The sequence below is a fragment of the Paraburkholderia fungorum genome (assembly GCF_046026025.1).
Taxonomy (GTDB): Bacteria; Pseudomonadota; Gammaproteobacteria; order Burkholderiales; family Burkholderiaceae; genus Paraburkholderia; species Paraburkholderia fungorum_E.
This window is the reverse complement of sequence record NZ_JAQQFL010000014.1, coordinates 1-21070: the sequence shown is the minus strand read 5'-3', so window position 1 is coordinate 21070 and position 21070 is coordinate 1. Positions and strand designations below refer to the sequence as shown.

General features: G+C 63.1%; 17 protein-coding genes. 13 read left to right on the top strand and 4 right to left on the bottom strand.

From position 1 onward, the window contains the following. The first annotated feature begins 22 nt into the window (after positions 1-22). From PQR67_RS16985 to astE, 7 genes are all read left to right on the top strand, one after another. Positions 23-1072, top strand: coding sequence for a GlxA family transcriptional regulator (locus PQR67_RS16985; RefSeq protein WP_408461348.1), 1050 nt, complete (start codon positions 23-25; stop codon positions 1070-1072). Positions 1073-1293: 221 nt separating this feature from the next. Then, positions 1294-2529 carry an aspartate aminotransferase family protein gene (locus tag PQR67_RS16980; RefSeq protein WP_408461345.1) on the top strand — a complete coding sequence of 412 codons (1236 nt, stop codon included), beginning with the start codon at positions 1294-1296 and terminating at the stop codon, positions 2527-2529. A gap of 55 nt (positions 2530-2584) precedes the next feature. Beyond that, positions 2585-3643, top strand: a complete 1059-nt coding sequence (aruF, locus tag PQR67_RS16975) for an arginine/ornithine succinyltransferase subunit alpha (RefSeq protein ID WP_408461710.1) — start codon at positions 2585-2587, stop codon at positions 3641-3643. Beyond that, positions 3640-4677 (top strand): arginine N-succinyltransferase, encoded by a 1038-nt coding sequence (gene astA / locus PQR67_RS16970; RefSeq protein ID WP_408461342.1) that lies wholly within the window; start codon positions 3640-3642, stop codon positions 4675-4677. The genes aruF and astA overlap by 4 nt, the downstream gene beginning before the upstream one ends. 2 nt (positions 4678-4679) lie before the next feature. Beyond that, positions 4680-6143: a succinylglutamate-semialdehyde dehydrogenase gene (astD, locus tag PQR67_RS16965; protein ID WP_408461339.1), complete on the top strand. Its 1464-nt coding sequence runs from the start codon at positions 4680-4682 to the stop codon at positions 6141-6143. Positions 6144-6152: 9 nt separating this feature from the next. Continuing rightward, positions 6153-7493: an N-succinylarginine dihydrolase gene (gene astB / locus PQR67_RS16960; RefSeq protein ID WP_408461336.1), complete on the top strand. Its 1341-nt coding sequence runs from the start codon at positions 6153-6155 to the stop codon at positions 7491-7493. Further along, a complete protein-coding gene (astE, locus tag PQR67_RS16955) occupies positions 7477-8559 on the top strand; it encodes a succinylglutamate desuccinylase (RefSeq protein WP_408461333.1) in 1083 nt (360 codons plus the stop codon). The genes astB and astE overlap by 17 nt, the downstream gene beginning before the upstream one ends. A 71-nt stretch (positions 8560-8630) precedes the next feature. On the opposite strand, the gene gstA is transcribed toward astE, so the two are convergent. Further along, positions 8631-9251 carry a glutathione transferase GstA gene (gene gstA / locus PQR67_RS16950; protein WP_408461330.1) on the bottom strand — a complete coding sequence of 207 codons (621 nt, stop codon included), beginning with the start codon at positions 9249-9251 and terminating at the stop codon, positions 8631-8633. Between the two features lie 128 nt (positions 9252-9379). Between gstA and PQR67_RS16945 the strand changes: the two genes are divergently transcribed. Next, the gene (locus tag PQR67_RS16945; protein ID WP_408461327.1) at positions 9380-10288 is read left to right on the top strand and encodes a LysR family transcriptional regulator; all 909 of its coding nucleotides are present in this window, start codon (positions 9380-9382) and stop codon (positions 10286-10288) included. A 257-nt stretch (positions 10289-10545) separates the two neighbouring features. After that, positions 10546-11340 (top strand): ABC transporter substrate-binding protein, encoded by a 795-nt coding sequence (locus tag PQR67_RS16940; RefSeq protein WP_408461324.1) that lies wholly within the window; start codon positions 10546-10548, stop codon positions 11338-11340. Positions 11341-11524: 184 nt separating this feature from the next. Here PQR67_RS16940 and PQR67_RS16935 read toward each other — a convergent pair whose 3' ends face one another. Then, the gene (locus tag PQR67_RS16935; RefSeq protein ID WP_408461321.1) at positions 11525-12283 is read right to left on the bottom strand and encodes an acetoacetate decarboxylase; all 759 of its coding nucleotides are present in this window, start codon (positions 12281-12283) and stop codon (positions 11525-11527) included. Between the two features lie 288 nt (positions 12284-12571). On the opposite strand from PQR67_RS16935, the gene PQR67_RS16930 reads away from it, so the two are divergent. Continuing rightward, on the top strand, positions 12572-13945 hold the full coding sequence (locus PQR67_RS16930) for an EAL and HDOD domain-containing protein (protein WP_408461319.1): 1374 nt from the start codon (positions 12572-12574) through the stop codon (positions 13943-13945). Between the two features lie 147 nt (positions 13946-14092). Here the strand turns inward: PQR67_RS16930 and PQR67_RS16925 are convergent, their stop codons facing one another. Continuing rightward, the gene (locus tag PQR67_RS16925) at positions 14093-15550 is read right to left on the bottom strand and encodes an HDOD domain-containing protein (protein ID WP_408461316.1); all 1458 of its coding nucleotides are present in this window, start codon (positions 15548-15550) and stop codon (positions 14093-14095) included. Between the two features lie 91 nt (positions 15551-15641). After that, complete coding sequence (locus PQR67_RS16920; protein WP_408461314.1) at positions 15642-17456, bottom strand: putative bifunctional diguanylate cyclase/phosphodiesterase; 1815 nt, start codon at positions 17454-17456, stop codon at positions 15642-15644. Between the two features lie 296 nt (positions 17457-17752). Here PQR67_RS16920 and PQR67_RS16915 point away from each other — a divergent pair, with 296 nt between their 5' ends. The 3 genes from PQR67_RS16915 (at position 17753) to PQR67_RS16905 (ending at position 20375) form a co-directional block, all read left to right on the top strand. Beyond that, on the top strand, positions 17753-19087 hold the full coding sequence (locus PQR67_RS16915; protein ID WP_408461311.1) for an EAL and HDOD domain-containing protein: 1335 nt from the start codon (positions 17753-17755) through the stop codon (positions 19085-19087). Positions 19088-19243: 156 nt separating this feature from the next. Further along, the gene (locus PQR67_RS16910; RefSeq protein WP_408461308.1) at positions 19244-19801 is read left to right on the top strand and encodes a peroxiredoxin; all 558 of its coding nucleotides are present in this window, start codon (positions 19244-19246) and stop codon (positions 19799-19801) included. A gap of 109 nt (positions 19802-19910) precedes the next feature. Next, on the top strand, positions 19911-20375 hold the full coding sequence (locus tag PQR67_RS16905) for a hypothetical protein (RefSeq protein ID WP_408461305.1): 465 nt from the start codon (positions 19911-19913) through the stop codon (positions 20373-20375). Positions 20376-21070 lie beyond the last annotated feature (695 nt).

The following is a 21070-nucleotide window of genomic DNA, read 5'->3' as shown; positions in this document are numbered from 1 at the left end:
TTTTGTGTTCTACCGATCAGTGATGGCTCGCACGTCCAACCCGGCTCGCACGACGCAGGTCGCCATCGTCGCCTTGCCGCCGGTGTCGATGTCGGGCGTCGGGCCGATCGTCGACGCGCTTAATCTCGCCAATGAAATCGACGGCCGTGCGCTCTACCGCGTGCAGGTGTGTTCGTGGGACGGCCGCGCGGTGCCCTTGTCGGGCGGCGCGCAATGGCCGGCCGATGCCGCCTTCGGCGATGCGATCACGTGCGACTGGCTGATCATCGTCAGCGAACGGTTTCAGCAATTCGCCGACTATCGGCTCTTTCTCGCAAGTCTTTCGCGGGTCGGGCAGCGCACGCCACTCGTCACGGGTATTCATCATGGGGTCTGGTGGCTCGCCATGGCGGGCCAGTTGTCCGGTTATCGCGTGAGCGTCAACTGGGAAACCTATCAGCAGTTCTCCGAGCAGTTCGAGCGCTCGATCGTCACCCAGCAGATCTTCGAAATCGACCGTGATCGCGCCACCTGTGCGGGCGGTCAGGCAACGGTCGACTTCATGCTTGCCATGATCGGCCGCGATCATGGGCCGGAGTTGGCGGACCGGATTGCCGATACGCTGGGCGTCGGCGTGTTGCGCGCGGGCGAAGAGCGGCAGCGCATTCCGTTCGTGACCGCGCCGGGCGAGCGGCATCCGCGCCTGAACGATGCGTTGATGCTGATGGAAGCGAATATCGAAGATCCGCTGACCACCGATGACATCGCCGGTCTCGTCGGCGTATCGCGGCGTCAACTGGAACGACTGTTTCGCCAGTATCTCGGCTCGATGCCGTCCAAATACTACCTGGGCCTGCGGCTTTCGAAAGCGCGCACGCAATTGCAGCGCACCAGTAAATCGGTGGTGCAGATCAGCCTGGCTTGCGGGTTTTCGTCGGCGGCGCACTTTTCGAATGCTTACCGCGAACGCTTTGGTGTCACACCGCGCGAGGACCGTCGTAACTGGATCGACAAACAGACCGGCGCGAGCGGCGCCGCGGCCAGTGAGCCGCGACCTGCCGCGCTGATCGAACGGCCTGGCGAGGCGGACTAGGCACGCCGGGAAGTGCGCGAAACGCACACGAAACACACATGAGGCGCCCATGAAGCGCCCATGAAGTACCCACAAAGGGCATGCGGAAAGCGCGGAATTTGCGGCCCACGCGCGAGCGATCCGCCCGGAAGCCCATAGAAAGCGTCGCGTATGCGCAAGACGTATCGCCCGCGGTTTCCTACACTACGTGTATTACCTCTCACCTGTAACGAGGATTTGCCATGAACGACCTGACTGTGACACGCCAGACCTTCGACGAAGTGATGGTGCCGGTGTTTTCGCCCGCCGCGTTCGTGCCGGATCGCGGTCTTGGCTCGCGCGTCTGGGATACGCAAGGCCGCGACTATATCGACTTCGCCGGCGGGATTGCCGTCACCGCGCTCGGTCATGCGCATCCTGAACTGCTGAAAGTCCTGCATGAGCAGGGCGGCAAGCTGTGGCACATCGGCAATGGCTACACCAATGAGCCGGTGCTGCGTCTGGCCAAACGTCTCGAAGACCTGACCTTCGCCGACCGCGCGTTCTTCGCCAACTCGGGCGCGGAAGCGAACGAAGCGGCCCTGAAACTGGCACGCCGCGTCGCGTTCGATCGTCACGGCGCCGACAAGGCCGAAATCATCTCGTTTACGCAGTCGTTCCATGGCCGCACGTTTTTCACCGTGAGCGTTGGCGGTCAACCGAAGTATTCGGAGGGCTTCGGCCCGGTGCCGGCCGGCATCACGCATCTGCCGTACAACGATATCGAAGCGGCGAAGCAGGCAATCGGCGCGCAAACCTGCGCGGTGATCGTCGAGCCGATCCAGGGCGAGGGCGGTGTGATCCCGGCCGATCCGGCATTCCTGAAAGCGCTGCGCGAAGCCTGCGATCAGCACGGCGCACTGCTGATTTTTGACGAGGTACAAACGGGGGTGGGCCGCAGCGGCTATTTCTACGCGTACCAGGACACGGGCGTGACGCCGGACATCCTGACCACCGCGAAGGCGCTCGGCAACGGTTTCCCGATCGGCGCGATGCTGACCACCAACGAACTGGCGGCGTACTTCAAGGTCGGCGTGCATGGCACGACTTACGGCGGCAATCCGCTGGGCGCGGCGATCGCGGAGAAGGTGGTCGAGCTGATCAGCGATCCGAAGGTGCTCGAAGGTGTGCGTACCCGCAGCGAAGCATTGAAGGGTCAACTCGCGAAGCTGAACGACCGCTTTGGTCTGTTCAAGGAAGTGCGCGGCAAGGGTCTATTGATCGGTGCTGAATTGACTGACGCATTCAAGGGCCGCGCGAAAGATTTCGTCACGGCAGCGGGTCAGCACGGCGTGATCATGCTGATGGCCGGTCCGGACGTGCTGCGTTTCGTGCCCTCGCTGGTCATGCCGCTCGACGATATGTATGAAGGCTTCGCGCGTCTGGCAAAGGCCATCGAAGAGATCGTCGGCGCCAAGACTGAAGCGGCGTCGAAGTGAACCACGGCACCGCGCTAAAGCACTGAATCATGCGTCACATTCAACAGGAACGATGATGCTCTTCGTACGCCCCGGCCGCCTCGCCGATCTCGACGCGCTCGAACACATGGCGCGCACCGCGCAACCTGTGCTGCATTCGCTGCCGCACGACCGGCATGCGCTGGAAGCGCGCGTCGCGTTGTCGGAAGACTCGTTTCGCGCGGACGTCGATTTTCCGGGCGAGGAGTTCTATCTGTTCGTGCTCGAAGATGCGCAGAGCGGCAAGCTGATGGGCACGGCGAGCATTGTCGCCGCGGCCGGTTATTCGGACCCGTTCTACGCGTTTCGCAACGACGCGCTGATTCATGCGTCGCGCGAGTTACACGTGAATCGCAAGATTCACGCGCTGACCATGTCGCACGAATTGACGGGCAAGAGCCGGCTGGCGGGCTTTTATATCGCCCCGTCGCTGCGTGGCGACGCGGCCGCGCATCTGATGTCGCGCTCGCGCATGATGTATATCGCCGCCAATCGCAAACGCTTCACGCCGGAAGTGTTCTCGCTGTTGCTCGGCGTGACCGACGACTCAGGCGTGTCGCCGTTCTGGGAAGCGGTGGGGCGCAAGTTCTTCGGTCGCAATTTCGCCGACATCGAAATCGAATCGGGCGGCCGCAGCCGTACCTTTATCGCCGAGGTGATGCCGACCTATCCGATCTACGTGCCGTTGCTGCCGGAGGCGGCCCAGCGTGTGCTCGGCGAGCCGGACTCGAAGGCCTTGCTCGCGTATGAGATTCACCTCGAAGAGGGCTTCGAGACGGATCGTTTCATCGATATCTTCGATGCGGGTCCGGTACTGACCGCGCAGGTGGATCGCAGCGCTTGCGTGACGCGAAATGAAACCCGTGTGGTGCGGGAAGCCGGCGCGGCGGCCGGCGGCTCGACGCATCTGATCGCGCATAACGGCGCGGACGGTGAGTTCCGCTGCGTGCTCGATACCTTGCCGGGCGATCAGACAAGCGGTGCCTCGCTGTCGCATGCGGCGCGAGCCGCGCTCGGCGTGCAGGAGGGCGACACGGTACGCTGCGTGCCGCTGCATCAGCCGCATCAGGAAGTATTTTCGGGAGACGCACAATGATCGTTGTTCGCGTTGTGCAACGAGGCGATGTGGACGCGCTCATGCGGCTCGCGCAGGAGACCGGCCCCGGTCTCACCACCTTCAAGCCGGATCGCGATGCCCTCGCGGCGCGCGTCGAACGGGCGCGGCGCACGATGGAAGACAAGGCCGAGGCGCACGAAGCCGGCTATTTCTTCGTGATGGAAGATACCGATACCGGCGACGTGGCCGGCGTATGCGGGATCGAAACCTCGGTCGGCCTCCAGCAACCGTTCTACAACTACCGCGTGAGCACGGTCGTGCACGCGAGCCAGGACCTCGGCATCTGGACGCGCATGCGCGCGCTGAACATTTCGCATGACCTGACGGGTTACGCCGAAGTGTGTTCGCTGTTCCTGAGCCCGCGTTATCGCACGAGCGGCGTCGGCGGTTTGCTGTCGCGTTCGCGCTTCATGTTTCTCGCGCAGTTCCGCGAGCGCTTTCCGCAGCGGTTGTGCGCGGAATTGCGCGGCCACTTCGATGCGAACGGCACCTCGCCGTTCTGGCGCGCGGTGGGTTCGCATTTCTACCAGATCGATTTCAACGCGGCGGATTATCTGAGTTCGCATGGGCGCAAGGCGTTTCTCGCCGAGTTGATGCCACGTTATCCGGTGTATGTCGAGTTGCTGCCGGAGGAAGCGCAGGAATGCGTCGGCCTCACGCATAACGACACGATTCCGGCGCGCCGCATGCTCGAATCCGAAGGGCTGCGCTACGAGAATCACGTCGATATCTTCGATGCGGGCCCGGTGCTCGAATGCCATATCGCCGACTTGCACACTGTGCGCGAAAGCGTGGTGGTGCCGGTCGAGATCGCCAATATGCCGGCCGGCGCGTCGCAGAATGCGCCACGTTCAATGGTATCGAATACGTCGCTGGGCGATTTTCGCGTGGGCGTGGCAGCGGGCGTGCCGCAAGACGGCGTGTTCCGCATGAGCGCCGCCGAAGCGGCCGCGCTCGACGTCAAGGCAGGCGACCCGGTACGGGTGCTGCCGCTGAAACACAAACAAGGATGATCATGAGTGAGCTTTTCATCGACGGCGAATGGGCCGCCGGCACAGGACCCGCATTCGCATCGCGCAACCCGGGTACGGGCGCGACGGTTTGGGAAGGCAACAGCGCGTCGGCCGACGACGTCGATCGCGCTGTGCGTAGCGCACGCCGTGCGTTCGCGGCGTGGTCGGCCTTGAGCCTCGACGAGCGTTGCGGCGTGGTGCGCCGCTTTGCTGCGCTCGTGACGGAACGCAAGGAAGCGCTGGCCGAAGCGATCGGCCGCGAGACGGGCAAGCCGCTGTGGGAAGCGCGCACGGAGGCGGCTTCGATGGCGGCGAAGGTCGAGATTTCGATTCAGGCCTATAACGAGCGCACCGGCGAAAAGCGTTCGCCGATGGCCGACGGCACCGCCGTGCTGCGGCATCGTCCGCATGGCGTGGTCGCGGTGTTCGGGCCGTATAACTTCCCGGGGCATCTGCCGAACGGGCATATCGTGCCGGCGTTGATTGCGGGTAATGCAGTGGTCTTCAAGCCGTCCGAGCTTGCGCCGGGCGTGGCGGCGCTCACGGTGCAGACCTGGCGCGATGCGGGTTTGCCTGCCGGCGTGATGAACCTTGTGCAAGGCGAGAAAGAGACCGGCATTGCGCTTGCCAATCATCGGCAGATCGACGGCCTGTTCTTCACGGGTAGTTCGGATACCGGAACATTGCTGCACAAGCAGTTTGGCGGCCGTCCGGAGATCGTCCTCGCGCTGGAGATGGGCGGCAACAATCCGCTCGTGATCGGACCGGTGGCGGATATTGACGCGGCCGTGCATCACACGATTCAGTCGGCGTTTCTCTCGGCAGGGCAGCGTTGCACGTGCGCGCGCCGTATTTTCGTGCCGAACGACGCGTTCGGTGACCGCTTTGTGGCACGCCTCACCGAAGTCACGTCGCGCATCAGCGTCGGCGAATACAACGCCGAGCCGCAGCCGTTCATGGGTGCGGTGATTTCCGCGCGGGCGGCTGCGCGTCTGGTGGCGGCACAGGAGCGTCTGCTGGCCGACGGTGCAAAGGCATTGCTAAAGATGGAGCAGCGCGATCCGGAACTCGGTTTCGTCACGCCCGCGATTCTCGACGTCACAAACGTGAAGGACCTGCCGGACGAAGAGCATTTCGGACCGCTGGCGCAGATCATCCGCTACAGCACGTTTGACGAAGCGCTCGACAAAGCCAACGACACCGAGTTCGGCCTGTCCGCCGGCCTGCTCGCCGACGACGAAGCGCTGTGGACGCATTTCCAGCGCACGATCCGTGCGGGCATCGTCAACTGGAACCGTCCGACTAACGGCGCATCGTCGGGCGCGCCATTCGGTGGCCCGGGGCGTTCGGGCAATCACCGGCCGAGCGCGTTCTATGCCGCCGACTACTGCGCGTATCCGATGGCCTCCGTCGAAAGCGCGCAACTGCAAATGCCCGCGAGCGTCTCGCCGGGCCTTCAATTCTAAGGATCGACGATGCAAGCCACTGAAGCCAATTTCGACGGTCTCGTCGGCCCGACCCACAATTACGCGGGGCTCTCGTTCGGCAACGTCGCGTCGCAGAACAACGAGAAGTCGATTGCGAATCCGAAGGCGGCCGCGAAGCAGGGTCTGCGCAAGATGAAGCAGTTGGCCGATCTCGGCTTTCATCAAGGCGTGTTGCCGCCGCAGGAGCGTCCTTCGATGCGTCTCTTGCGCGAACTGGGTTTTTCGGGCGACGACGCGACAGTGATCGCACGTGTGGCCAAAGACGCGCCCGAGTTGCTGGCCGCGGCGAGTTCGGCTTCGGCGATGTGGACCGCGAACGCGGCAACGGTGAGTCCTTCCGCCGATACACACGACGGCCGCGTGCATTTCACGCCGGCCAATCTGTGCAGCAAGTTGCATCGCGCGATCGAGCATCAATCCACCCGCCGCACCTTGCGCGCGATGTTCAGCGACGCCGATCGTTTCGCGGTGCATGAAGCGCTGCCCGGCACACCGGCGCTCGGCGACGAAGGCGCGGCGAACCATACGCGTTTTTGCGCGGAATACGACGCACGCGGTGTCGAATTCTTCGTGTACGGCCGCAGCGAATATCGCCGGGGACCGGAGCCGAAGCGTTTTCCCGCCCGTCAGACCTTCGAGGCGAGCCGCGCGGTCGCGCATCGTCACGGTCTGGAAGAATCGGCCACGGTGTATGCCCAGCAGAACCCCGACGTGATCGACGCCGGTGTGTTCCATAACGACGTGATCGCGGTCGGCAATCGCACTACGCTGTTCTGCCATCAGCTCGCGTTTGTCGAGCAGAACGCGGTGTACGACGAACTGCGCACGAAGCTCTCCGGCCTGAAAGCCGGGTTCAACGTGATCGAAGTGCCCGACGCGCAAGTGAGCGTGTCGGATGCCGTCACGTCGTACCTGTTCAACAGCCAGTTGCTGACGCGCCCGGACGGCAAGCAGGTGCTGGTGGTGCCGCAGGAATGCCGCGAGAACGCGCGTGTCGCTGCCTATCTGGACGATCTGACCTCGCACACCGGTCCGATCGACGACGTGCTCGTGTTCGATCTGCGCGAAAGCATGAAGAACGGTGGCGGTCCGGCGTGTTTGCGTTTGCGCGTGGTGCTGAACGATGCGGAGCGCGCGGCGGTGACACCTGGCGTATGGATCAATGACAAGCTGTTCGGCAGCCTCGACACATGGATCGAAAAGCATTACCGCGATCGTCTCGCACCGTCTGATCTGACCGATCCGCAACTGCTCGCCGAATCGCGCACCGCGCTCGACGAACTGACGCAGATTCTCGGTCTGGGTTCGCTGTATGACTTCCAGCGCTGAGCACGGCATGCGGGTTTCGATGCTCGACGATTTCCTGGCCTATACCTTGGCAGGGACACGGCCCGGCGCGCTGGAAACGCAGGGCGTATGCGCCGGCGGCGCCGTGCGCTGGTCGTGGCTCGACGACGGCGTTCTGCAACTCGAGCCCACGGTGCTGGAGAAGGGCGCGCGCAGTGTGCTCGCTTCCGCCGGCGTGCATGGCGACGAGACCGCGCCGATCGAGCTGCTTTCGTATCTCGTGCGCGATATCGCGCAAGGCAGCGCCGCGCTGACCTGCCGTCTGCTGGTGATTCTCGGCAACGTCGACGCCATGCGCGATGCGTGCCGGTATCGCGACGACGATCTGAATCGCCTCTTCAGCGGACGTCACGCGCAACTGCCGCACAGCCACGAAGCGCCGCGCGCGGCGGCACTGGAACGCGCGGCGACGCAATTCTTCGCCGAGGCTCCGGCCGCGCGCGGCGCGCGCTGGCATATCGACATGCATACGGCGATTCGCGCATCGGCATTCGAGCAGTTTGCGCTGCTGCCGCATACCGGCATGCCTTTTTCGCGCGCGATGTTCGAGTGGCTCGGCGAGGCACGCATCAGCGCGGTGCTGCTGCATACGGCCAAGGGCAATACGTATTCGCACTTCACCGCGCAGGCGTGCGGCGCTGAGGCGTGTACGCTGGAACTCGGCAAGGTGCGTCCGTTCGGTGAGAACGATCTGACGCGTTTTGCCGGCGCGGATCAAGCGCTGCGTCAGCTTCTGGCCGGTATCGACGGTATCAATGGCGCCGACGGAACAGGCATTCATGCGAATGCCACACTGCCGCGTGCTTTTACGGTGATCGATCAGATCACCAAACAAAGCGATGCGTTCGAATTGCGGGTTGCAACTGACGTGCCGAATTTCACGCCGTTCGTGAAGGGTACGGTGCTCGCCTGCGACGGCGATTATCGCTATGTCGTGAGCCGCGAAGAAGAGCGCATCGTGTTTCCGAACGCGACGGTCAAGCCGGGCTTGCGCGCCGGCCTGATGGTGGTCGAGACGACGCAGGAGACGTTGTCCAGCCTGGTCTGACACCGCACCGTGGGTGAAACGTCGTGCACCGAAGGCGCCCAACGTTTCATCCCACGCGCACGGCGGGCCGTTTAGGCCGCGTTCGCCTTCACCAACCCTTCCGCTACCATCGCCTCACGCACCTTCGGCCGTGCCGCGACGCGCGCCAGATACGCGTTCAGATGCGGATATGCACCCAGATCGATCGACAGCATTCCCGCCCAGCTCAACACCGTGAACGCGTACGCATCGGCGACGGAATACTGTCCGCCCAGATAGTCGCGTTCCGTGAGCACGCGCTCGAGTTCGCTGAACCGGGTGGCGAGCTTCGCGCGGCATTCGGCCTTGGTCGATTCGGCGGTCTCCTGATGCCACAGCCACGGGCTGAACGTCTTGTGCAACTCCGTGCTGATATAGGTGAGCCATCCGAGCGCCGCGAGCCGTTGCGGCGACCCGGCGGCCGGCAATAGGGCGCGCTCCGGCGCGAGATCGGCGATGTGCTGCAGCAGCGCGGCGCCTTCAGTGTGGCGTGAGCCGTCGGCGAATTCGACGAGGGGCACATAGCCGCGCGGCGAGATCGCGTAGTAGTCGTCGCCGTTGGCGAGCTTGTGCGTTTGCAGGTTGACCTTGACGGTTTCGAAGTCGAGCCCGGCTTCGCGCAATGCAATGTGAACGGCCAGCGAGCAGGCGCCCGGCGAATAGTAGAGTTTCATGGTGTCACCGCAAATAAAACAGGAGTGAAGGTCCGGCAGACGCCGGTGGCGAGGCTCGTCGGCCGACAAGTCGATGTGGTAAAAGTAGCCCGGATCGCATTCAGAATAAACAGGCGGCTTGCCAAACCATGCGTGCAAAAACGCAATACGAACTGACTTCGGCGGATACCCAGACCATTCTCGCGCTGGTGCGCGCCGGCACGCTGGCGGAAGCGGCCCTGCGTCTGGGCATCGACGCGTCGACGATTTTTCGCTCCGTGCAGCGGATCGAACGCGGGCTGGGCCAGCGTCTGTTCGAGCGCTCGCGCAGCGGTTATCGCGCGACACCGCTCGGCGCGCAACTGGCGCGCCATGCCGAGCGCATCGAAAGCGAACTCGCGGCAGCGCGCTCAACCGTTCAGGCGAGCAGCGATCGCGTATCCGGCAGTGTTCATGTGACGACCACGGATACCGTGCTCTATGGCCTCGTGCTACCCGCGCTGCATGATTTCGCGGCACTGCACCCCGCGTTGTCGTTCGAATTGACGGCGACCAACAGCCTGGCGAGCCTGACCAAACGCGACGCCGACATTGCCGTGCGTGCCACGCGCCGCGCGCCGGATCATCTGGTGGGCAAGCATGTCGGCCCGCTGCGCATCGCGGTGTTTGCCGCGAAGAGTAGCGGTATTCACGCGAGCGACGCCGATGCGCTGTCGCGCTGCGATTGGGCGGCACCGGACAGCTCGCTCGGCGATCACCCTTCGGTGCTGTGGCGCAAGCGTCATTGCCCGACAGTCGAGCCGCGTTACCGAACCAATAGCGTGATGGCGGTGTTCGAGATGGTGGCGCGCGGCTTTGGCGTTGGCATCTTCCCGACCTTCCTCGCGCGCGGCCGGGACGATCTCGTGCAATTGACGCCGCCACTCGACGAAGCCGAATCGCAGGTCTGGGTGCTCGCCCATCCGGAATCGCGCCATTTGCCGCATGTCGCGGCGGTCTATACGCATCTGTCGCGGCGGCTCGGTGATGATTTCGCGGCCGGTGACGGAGCGGTCTGACGTCAATCCGGCGGATATTTTTTTGCCTGAGCGCGACACCTAATTGCGCCTTTGTGCGCGCCGTACCGGCTTCATCAAACGAGGCGCGCGCCGTCGCGCCCGCCAGGCGTGCATTGGGAAGTCTGTACAATCCCGCCCTCGCGGCTGTTGCGCTGCACCACTGCGGCCGCCGGAGTTTGAATCGCATTTTTGGCGCGGCAATCATGCTGGCCCGGATTCGGCTCCGTCTTATTCAATACCGTAGAGGAACACCCGTAATGAAGATCAATTGGCGAAACATGGCTGCGCTCGCGCTGTTCGCGACGGCAACGGTAACGGCAGGCGTCGCATCCGCGGCGGATATCAAGGAAGTGCGCTTCGGCGTCGAGGCGTCGTATGCGCCGTTCGAATCGAAGTCGCCGTCGGGCGAGCTGCAAGGTTTCGATATCGACATCGGCAATGCCGTGTGTGCGAAGCTGAAGGCCAAGTGCGTGTGGGTCGAGAATTCGTTCGACGGCCTGATTCCGGCATTGGAAGCGCGTAAATTCAACGCGATCAACTCGGACATGACGATCACGGAACAGCGCCGCCAGGCCATCGATTTCACTGATCCGATTTACACCATCCCCAATCAGATGATCGCGAAGAAGGGCAGCGGTCTGCTGCCTACGCCGGCCTCGCTCAAGGGTAAGCACGTTGGCGTGCTGCAGGGCACGATTCAGGAAACCTATGCGAAGGCGCGCTGGGCGCCGGCGGGTGTGGACGTCGTGCCGTATCAGACGCAGGACCAGATCTACGCCGACCTCGCCTCGGGTCGTCTGGACGCCGCATTCCAGGACGCGGAAGCCGCTTCGAAGGGCTTCCTGAAGAAGCCGCAAGGCGCGGGCTTCGAATTCGCCGGTCCGGCCGTCACCGACGAGAAGCTGCTCGGCGCGGGCGTGGGTTTCGGTGTCCGCAAGGGTGACAAGGCGTTGAAGGACGCGTTGAACCAGGCGCTCAAGGAACTGAAGGCCGACGGCACGATCGACCGCTTCGCCGCCAAGTACTTCGACGTGAAGGTGGTGTTGAAGTAAGGCGTTGTGCGTTTTGCCTGAATGGCTTTGCTTGAAACAACCGGCCGCTTGATGCGGCCGGTTGTCTTTTGAGGCGGCGTTTAATGCGCCGCCTGCCTGACGCGCGTCGGGTGCAGGGTGCCGTGCGTTTCAGGCGCTTGATGCACATTGTGCATATCGCGCACGCCGCACCGTGACAAGTCGGTCAGCGAACGTTCGCTTCAGGCTGAGCGAGATAGTCGAACACCACTTCACCGAGTCCTAGCGTCAGATCGGCAAGAATATGCCGCGCCTCGACGATTTCCAGCACCGGCAATTCCGCGACCGGCGCGAGCGCATGGTGTGCCAGTTCGAGCGAGGCGGGACCCGTCCATGCGCCTTTCAGGGTGATGTCTTGCAGGTAGTAGCGCACCAGTTCGCAAATGCGCGGCGTGCCGTCCACGTGCGGAATGACTTTCAGCAGGAAGTTCGGCGTCTCCAGACGCTTCTGTTGCTGCGCGAGATCCAGTTGCCGATGCTTGTAACCCATCGTGCCCGTGGCGATACGCACGGGGCCGTAATCGAGCGTGCCGAGGAGCGTGTCGGTATGGACTTGCAGCACCGGCGAGGCGAGCTTCTTCGGAAAGCCCCACAGTTCGCGGCCGCCGGCGATCGGCGGATGGTCGTCCAGATACATCGCCAGCGTGTAGCCGCCTGCCACGCCGTTGTACGACACCGGGATCACCTGGCCGCTTTCCGTGTAGTCGCCGAAGCCGGTCGAATCCGGCATGCGAATGAATTCGTAATGTACGAGCGGCTCGCCGATCTGGAGCGGCTCCGGCACCACGGCGCGCAGCTTGTCCGGATCGGTGCGGTAAGTGATGATCAGGAATTCCCGGTCGACGAAACGATACGGACCCATCGGAAACGCCGGGCTCGTGATCGGCATCGCGAAGGCATTTGACAGCACGCTTTTGACGTCCATGATTTTCCTTGGTGGTTAAAGGCTGGATTGCGGCTAAGTGGTGCAGTTGATGGAGCGCTTTTGCACTGCACAAGAGTATCGTCGATTCTTTCCTTCTCTTCAGCGAGACCGGTTGCCAATTATTTCGAGATATTGCGGCGTTGACATGTCCGCGCGCGGTGGCCTGCGCTAAAATCGCCGGGCGCACCGCACACGCAACGGGCCTCAGGCCTTGGATGTGCGCCATTGGTGCAGCGAAAACCAAAATACAGCAGGAAGCGCCAGGGCGGCGCTTAGCGGGGGAGCAGAATGACCACCATCGCAATCGAGAATCCGAAGCAGTCGAGGGCTTCGGACGATGCGCAACTCAATGCCAGCTTCGCGCGTCAGCCGATTCTGAATCGTGACGGCATGCTGTGCGGATATGAAATCAAAGTCCGTGCACCGGATGCGCCCGCGGCCGTCGAATCCGACGCGGCAGCGCATGGCGCTGATCCGGCCGCGGATACCGGTGACTTGCCGGGCCGTGCACCCGAGCCGGCGCAACTGGTGGCGCGCGCCGTGCTTCACGGTCTGCTCCATAGCAATGTGCGCAGTGCGCTCACCGGGCATCCGGCTTACGTGGATGTAAGCCGCGAGATGCTGTTCGACGATTCGATCCTGCACCTGCCCGCTGAGCGCTTCATGTTTGAATTGTCGCCCTCGATGCACGTGGACGACGCGCTGATTGCGCGCATCGTCCAGTTGCACGGGCGGCGCTATCGCTTCGTACTCGACGAAGTGACGCAACCCGATGAAACGTTTGCGAAACTGCTGCCTTACGCGGAGGTCGTCAAGATCGATTTCACGCACGCGTCGCCAGCGCTGTTGCCCAAATTGACGAGCGTGCTGAAGTCCGCAGGCAAGCTGTTGATCGCGCTGGGTCTCGATGCGCAGGCCGATTTTGAAGCGGCGCACGGTCTCGGTTTCGATCGTTTCCAGGGCTACTTCTTTGCGCGTGCGCAGACTTCCACGACGCGACGCGTCAGTGCGCCGCGGCATGCCTTGCTGAATCTGCTGCAGCTACTATCAGGCGACCCGACCGTCGCGCAACTCGAAGCCGAACTCAAGCTGAATCCGGTGCTGGTGATGCACCTGATGAAGCTTGCGAATTCGAGCGGTCTCGCAGTTGGCCACAAGGTCACGACGCTGCGCGAAGCGATCAACGCGACCGGCACGAACCGGATCGCACGCTGGACCCAATTGCTGTTGTATGCGGACGGCCGCAAGGTTGCGCTCGAGGACGATCCTCTGCTGCAACTGGCAGCGACCCGGGCGCGTTTCATGGAACTGGCGATTGAACGTTTGCCTGAAGCCGGGCGCGACGAAGCCGATGCGGCGTTTCTGACCGGCGTGTTTTCGTTTGTCGACGCGGTGTTCGGCGGCTCGCTCGAAAGCACGCTGAATGTGTTGACGCTGTCGCGGCCGATTCAGGCGGGCATCCTGCATCGGCAGGGCGTGCTGGGTTTGCTGCTGACCGCGGTTGAAGCACTGGAGCGCGGCGCGTGGGAGGAGATCGAAGCCTTGTGCGCGCGTTTGCAACCGTTGACGGTGGAAGAGATCGCGCAGCTTGGGTTGGCGGCGGGGGCCTGGGCGGGTGTTGCGGATCACAGCGCCGAGGGGCTGGAGCGGATCGAGGATTGAGGAGGGCAGCAGGGTCCAGGTTTGAATCAGAAGCCGGCATGCTGTGCATGCCGGCTTCCGCACATCTGGACCGCTGAACATCGCGACTTAGGGCAAATACAAAACAGGTGAGAGTGAAGCAACGTGATCAACGATCACGCCACGTCTTCACATCGTCTCCATTTCCTGCATCTGCCCCAGGCCGAAAAAACGTCCTAACTCCCTTGCCAGCTCATTCAACGCGCTCATTTCCTTCTGCGATATTCGTCGAGGCTCGTGAGTGTGCGACCAGTCGCCGTATAGCAACGCCACTGTCTGATCCGTTTCGTCGACGACCGGCAATAGCACGAAGGCGCGGGCATCGTCGAACGAGCGCCGGAACCATTCCGGTAATCGCGCCACCATCTTCGGGTCGCGCGCGTTCTCAATGAAGATGCCGACCGAGTTCGCGATCGCCAGATGAAACACATCGGGTTCGAACGCGGTGTTGAACGACAGCTTCGGCATTGCCGCGTCGATCTTCGGACCGAGCCCGAGACGCGCCTTGAACGTCCCGTTACTGTGCTTGACGAACACGACGGTGCGCGCAAAACCGAGCGCCGCCAATACCGTTTCCGCGGCCAGTGCCAGCGCCGGCGCGAGCGGGCTGCCGTCGGGCAGGCCGCGCAGGTCTCCCACGCCCGCCGCGAGGCGCGCTTCCGGATTGAGCGCTTCGCGTGCGATCGCATCCGCATTGGCGCGCAATTCGACGATCTCGGCCATCACGCCGTCGCCGCCTTCTTCGCGGGCGAGCGCGACGCTCATCTGATGCAGCACGTCCGGATCGGTATTCAGGGCGTGGCTGTATTGCTGCGCCAGTTCGGCGATGCGTTCCTCGCGCTCCCAGTCCGGCATGTTCTGCTGGGTCAGCACGTCGGCGACGGCCGTCGAATAGTTGGTGATGGCACGCAGCCATTGCACCTGGCGAGGCTGTTCGACATCCAGCGGGTCGAACTCGCCCATGCCGGAGCGGATCATGTCGGGCAAACGCCAGCGCACCGCGGCTTCGGCGCCGATTTCCTCGAACGTGACGCCGAGCACCAGCACGCAGGCATCGGCTTCGAGCGTGCCGTCGTCGATATGGCGGCGGATCTGATCCCACTCGGCGTCGAGGTAGAACACCACCAGCAGCTTGCCGATCTGCCGCATTAGCGTGCAGACCACGGCTTCCTCGCCGGCACGCAGATCGCCGCGCTCGGTCAGCTTGCGCGCGACGCAACCCGACAGCAGCGTGCGGTTCAATTCGAGTTTCGCGTCGATGCGGCGCGGCGCGCTGTGATGAAAGTGATCGACGATTTTCAGGCCGACCACCAGGTGGCCGACCGCGTCCATGCCGAGCACCATCAGGGCGCGCGACACGGTGGTGATGTTGCCGCCGAACGCCATGTACATGGCCGAGTTGGCAAGCCGCAGCACTTTTTGCGTCAGGGCGAAATCCGACAACACAACCTGCACGAGGCCGGTGAAGTCGAGGTCGTCGTTATTCATTGCCGCCATGGTGGTACGCAACGACTGCGACAGCATGGGGAAATCGCCGCGCTCGCTCATTCGCGTCCAGAGCCGGTCGAGCACCGCCGCCTTTACCATGTGAGTCCCGCAAAAGCCATACATGTTCCAAAGAGTGCCACGCCGGCGTCAGACCGGCATCTTGCGCTGCGCACGAGGTTTGTCTGCATCGCTATGCGGTGTGCAGGTGAAGCGTGCGTGCTTCGAATCGTTGCGCGAGTTCGTCGGAGGGCAGAGCCTTGCAGACGAGCCATCCCTGTATGTGGTCACAACCCATTTCGGTGAGCAGCGCGCGCTGGGCTTCCGTTTCGACGCCCTCGGCAACCAGCTCGAGATCGAGTGTTTGTGCGAGTCCGACGACCGCGCTAACGATTGCCTGATCGTTCCGGGAGGTTAGCAGATTCTCGACAAAACTCCTGTCGATCTTGAGTTTGGCCAAGGGGAATCGTTGCAGGTAAGCCAGACTCGAATAACCGGTGCCGAAGTCGTCGACGGCGAATCGGATACCCATGGCGGTCAACTCTTCGAGCAAACCCTTGGCATGCGCCGGGTCGTGCATCAGCAGGCTTTCGGTGATCTCGAACACGAGGCGGCGCGGATCGATGCCGGTCAGCTCGATCGCTTCGCGCACCGCGTCCTTGAAGCGCGGGTCGCGGAACTGCTGCGGCGACACGTTGACGGCCACGTATTGCAACGTGATGCCTTGCGCATCCCACTGGATCAACTGCATGCAGGCGACCTTCAGGACCCAGTTGCCGAGGAAGTTGATCAGGCCGATCGATTCCGCGAGCGGAATGAACATCGAAGGGGGAACGAGGCCATGCACGGGATGCAACCAGCGGATCAACGCTTCGACGCCGACCACGCCGTGCGTGCGGCTGCTCGTGATCGGCTGGAAGTGCAGCGAAAACTCGCCATTGCGCACGCCGTCGTAGAGGTCGGCCTCCAGCTTCAGGCGCTCGGCGTCGGCGGGGTTGTCGTCCGGTACATAGAAGGCGAGCGTATTGCCGCCGGCCGCCTTGGCCTGCAGCAACGCATGGTCGGCCCAGCGCAGCAGGTGCGTGTCGTGGGCGGCGTTGTCGTTGGCGTGGCGCACGTCGGGGTAGAGCGCAATACCGATGCTCGCCGACAGATGCACCTGCTGGCCGCTAAAGACATACGGCTGCTGGATCGCGGTCAACAGGCGGCGCGCCAGTGCTTCGGCCGCGGCGGCCGCGTCGGTGCGGCTCGCGGCCGGCTTCACGAGAATCGCGAACTCGTCGCTGGCCACCCGCGCCACCGTCTCGTTCGGGCTCGTCATATTCAATAGACGCCGCGCGGTGTCGCGCAACATCTCGTCGCCGGCATCGTAGCCGAGCGCGCGGTTCACGCGCTGATAGTCGTCGAGGTCGAGCAGCAGCAGGGCGGCCGGCGTGCCGTGGGCATCGGCCTGCTGTTGCGCGTCGAGCAGCGCGGGGATCAGCGCCGGCTGATTGGCCAGGTTGGTCAGGCGGTCCAGGTGCAACGCCTGGGTCAGGCGTTCCTCGGTGGCGCGCCAGGCGGACACGTCGAAGCCGGCGATCGCGTAGCCGTCGGTGCCGTCGTGGCTGCTGCGCACCACGCGCAGCTCGACTGTGATCGGATAGGTCAGCGACTTGATGAGGCCGAGCGTGGCTTTCTCGACGTTACCCGTGGCGGTGGCGCGCGTCAGCAGCGCGTCGAGGCGCGGCACGTCGGCGGGCGCCACGAGGTCGTGCAGCGTGATGGTCTCGAGGTACTCCCGGTGATAGCCGATGAAGCGCAGGCTGGCGTCGGAAACATAGAGGAAGTGCAGTTCTTCATCGACGTGCGCCAGCAGGTCGACGGCGCCGACCACCTGTTCCAGTTGCGCCGTGCGGCTTGCGCGTGTTTCCGGTTTGCCATAGGCGCGCCGGCCGAGCGCACGAAACCGGTCGATGACCGTTCGCAAGGAGCCCCGGCGGGGCGCGGTGATCCTGTTCGCTTCCATGTTTGTCGCTGGCAACCTGTGTTCGTCTGCAGGCGGAGCGGCTCGCCGCCCACCGTATCCGGGCGGTTAAGCGGTATCAGGCCGCCCCATCAGAACAAGATAACGACCCGCGGACGGAAATCTTTAGCGCCTGCTGTAAAAAACAAATGGTAAGGAAACGGCCACCAGGCTCGCCGTCGTGGCGGGGGCGATTCGGTTAAAGTGCAACGACCTCGCGTCCGTTAATACGACAAACCCTGTGCAGTGCCGGTTGTGACGTCGCTGCGCAGCTTTCCGAACACTTGCACCGATGAGCCATGTCTGAACGTCACTTTGTCAGGGCCACCCCCCGGCACATCGAGGTGCTTGAGCCGTATGCCGAAGACGCCGACCCGGCGGCCGGGGCACAGTTTGTCTATCTGGGCCGCCAGCCGATTCTCGATCGCAACGGCGCGCTCAATGCTTATGAGTTGCTGTTTCGAGCCAGTGCGCATAACTATGCCGAAGTTACTGACGACGCCCAGGCAACGGCGCAGGTCGTGGCTCGCGCGATCGGCGGGATTGGCGTCGCGGCCGTGCTGGGCCAGCACCGCGGCTTCGTCAACATCGACCGCGCGCTGCTCTTTAACGACATCGTTCATCTGATGCCGCCCGAGCGCTTTGTGCTCGAGATCCTCGAAACCGTCGAATTCGACGCGCATCTGGCCCGGCGGCTCGCCGAGTTGCGTCGCGCCGGGTTCCAGATGGCGCTGGACGACGTCAGTGAACTGTCCGACGAACTGCTGGCCGTGCTGCCGTACGCCGACATCGTCAAAATCGACTTTCTGCAGACCGAGCGGTCCGCGCTGGCCACGCTGGTGTCGACGATACGTAGCCATGGCAAGACATTGATTGCGGAGAAGGTCGAGACGCGCGGCGACTTTGCGCTGGCCCACGAGCTCGGCTTCGATCTGTTTCAGGGGTACTTTTTCGCCCGGCCGCAGGTGCTGGCCACGCCGCGCAACCGCTCGTTGCGGCCCGGCCTGCTGCGCCTGCTGGCGTTGTTGTCGCGCGATGCCGGGATTATCGAACTCGAAGCGGAACTCAAGCTGAATCCGAGCGTGGTGGTGCAACTGCTGCGCCTCGTCAATTCGAGCGCGTTCGGGCTAGGGCGCAATATCGCCTCGCTGCGCGAAGCCATCATTGCCACCGGCACGCGGCAGATCGCCCGCTGGGCGCAACTGCTGCTGTACGCGGACAGCGGCGAGCTGCCGTGGCGCGCCGATCCGCTGGTGCAACTGGCCGGTACGCGTTCGCGCTTCATGGAACTGGCCGCGGGCTGGATGCGCCCGTGCGATGACGAGTTTGCCGATGCCGCTTTTATGACCGGGATTTTTTCGTTGGTCCACGTGGTGGTCGGCAGCACGCCCTCGACGGTCCTCGAGAAACTGGGTCTGGCGCCGCAGATTCGTGATGCGATCGTCACACGCGGCGGCGCGCTCGGCGTCTTGTTGCGGATTGCCGAGGCGGCCGGCGAGGGGGGCGATGCCGCCTCGATCGCGGCCGGACCCGATGCGCCGCCCGGTTTCGCGGTGCTCACGGCCGCGGTGCTGGCCGAACTGAACCTGTCTGCCGCGGCGTGGTTCGGCGCGCATATCGAAGAAGCGGCCTGATGCATCCTTTCGGCGGATTCTGACGTACCTTGTCTGTACGTGGTCCAATAGCGTGTGGAGATTGCTGGAGGCCCGGCTGAACGCCGCGGCTTCTGGCTGATGATGCCAACCATGCGCACACGTGCACACGTGGTTTAACGCTTCGAGGGACTGCAGATGAACAGGAAACTTATACCCGTGGCGCTGGCCGCCGTCTTGTCGGTCGGATTCGCGCTGCATTCGCTGACGGCCTCGGCCACGCTCAAGCCGGGCGATACCGCGCCGCCGTTCACCGCACAGGCATCGCTCGGCGGCAACACCTACACGTATTCGCTGGCCGACGAGCTGAAGAAGGGCCCGGTGGTGCTGTATTTCTATCCGGCGGCTTTCACGAAAGGCTGCACGATCGAAGCCCACGAGTTTGCCGAGGCCGTTGACGAGTACAAGAAGTATGGTGCGTCGGTGATTGGTGTGTCGCACGACAACATCGACACGTTGACGAAGTTTTCGGTAAGCGAATGCCGCAGCAAATTCCCGGTGGCGGCCGACGCCGACGCGAAGGTGATCGGCGCCTACGACGCCGGCATGCCGATGCATAACTCGATGGCCAATCGCGTGTCATACGTGATCGCGCCGGACGGCAAGATCATTTACGAGTACACGAGCCTGTCGCCCGAGAAGCACGTCGAGAACACACTGAAGGCGGTGAAGGATTGGGCGGCGGCGCATAAGTAAGCCGTAACGCCTGGGCTTTGCGCGGCGGTGCATTTTTCGCAATGGTTTTTTGCCATCCGGTTTGGGGCTGCGCCGTGCTAGGCTGATTTTTTTGTCTGGCGAGCAAGCGATGCCGATTCTTGTTGCGTTCATTGCGCTGATCGCGCTGGTGTATGGCGCTGTGCGCGCGTTTTATGCCTTGCAGGCGGCTTTGGGTTTGGCCGTTGCTGTTGCCGTTGCTGTGCTGGTTGGTTTGCTTTTGATTGCCGCGGTTGTTCGTTGGTGGCGGCGTCGGAAGGAGGTCGCTCCTAATATTCGCGACGGCGATTGGACTCATGAGATCAACGGGACCTGGGGAACGGTCCGGCTTGCTGCCGGGAAGCGGCTATGTGAGATTCGCCTTGGCGGCGAGCAGGGGGCCTATATTTTTGCCGATCTGCTCGGTGCTGAAGTGCAGGGGCAGGGTGCTCAATGGCAGGTTGCTTTGACTGTTAAAGACGCCAGGCATCAGGTTTGGGTCTTGCCCATGCTGGGCGAGCGGCAGGCTAAGCAGTGGAGGCGGGTTTTTTTGCTTGCTGTTGAGCAGAGGCTTTGATGGTGTTTTTTTTGCCTGTCCAGGCTGGGGGTGGGCCTGCGCGGCGCTTTGTTTGCGCTGTGCTTTTATGGCGTTGGCCTTTCCTTGATTTGTTAGTGGTCTGTTTTGTCTGTGCTTTTATGGCTTTGGCCTTTCCTTGTTTTCTTGGTGGTCTATTAGCGTTCCCCCTGTGCGGGGGGGGCACCTACTTTTCTTTGCCTGCCGCAAAGCAAAGTAGGCAAAAGAAAGCGGCTCAAACCGCTAATTCTTAAGCGGGTCCCCCGCACAGCCACGGTAGTGGTGCATCTGGAATCCGTGTTCTCGCACATTCGGCGCTTGTGACAAGGCCGTCATACTTCCGGCGGCGCTGCGCGCGCCGATGCCCAGTTCGTAAAACCGCTCGCTGCGTTTTCGCTTGTGCGGTTGGATTCTCGTGCTTACTGCGGTGTGGTCACTCGTCATTGCATTCATTGCGTGGGTGATTGATCGCACATCATTTCCGCTGAGTTCGCCCATGAGTGGAGGGGCGCTTGGCCGAGGCGAAGCCGACGGCCCCCGCCGCTCAAAGCAAAACCGTGGGTGTGCGGATGAACCCTTCCGGCGAGCACGCGGTGCGAGGCGGGAGGTATGACGCCCTTGTCAGCAGCGCGGAGTGGGCGAGAGCACGGATTCCAGATGCACCACTACCGTGGCTGCGCGGGGGACCCGCTTAAGAG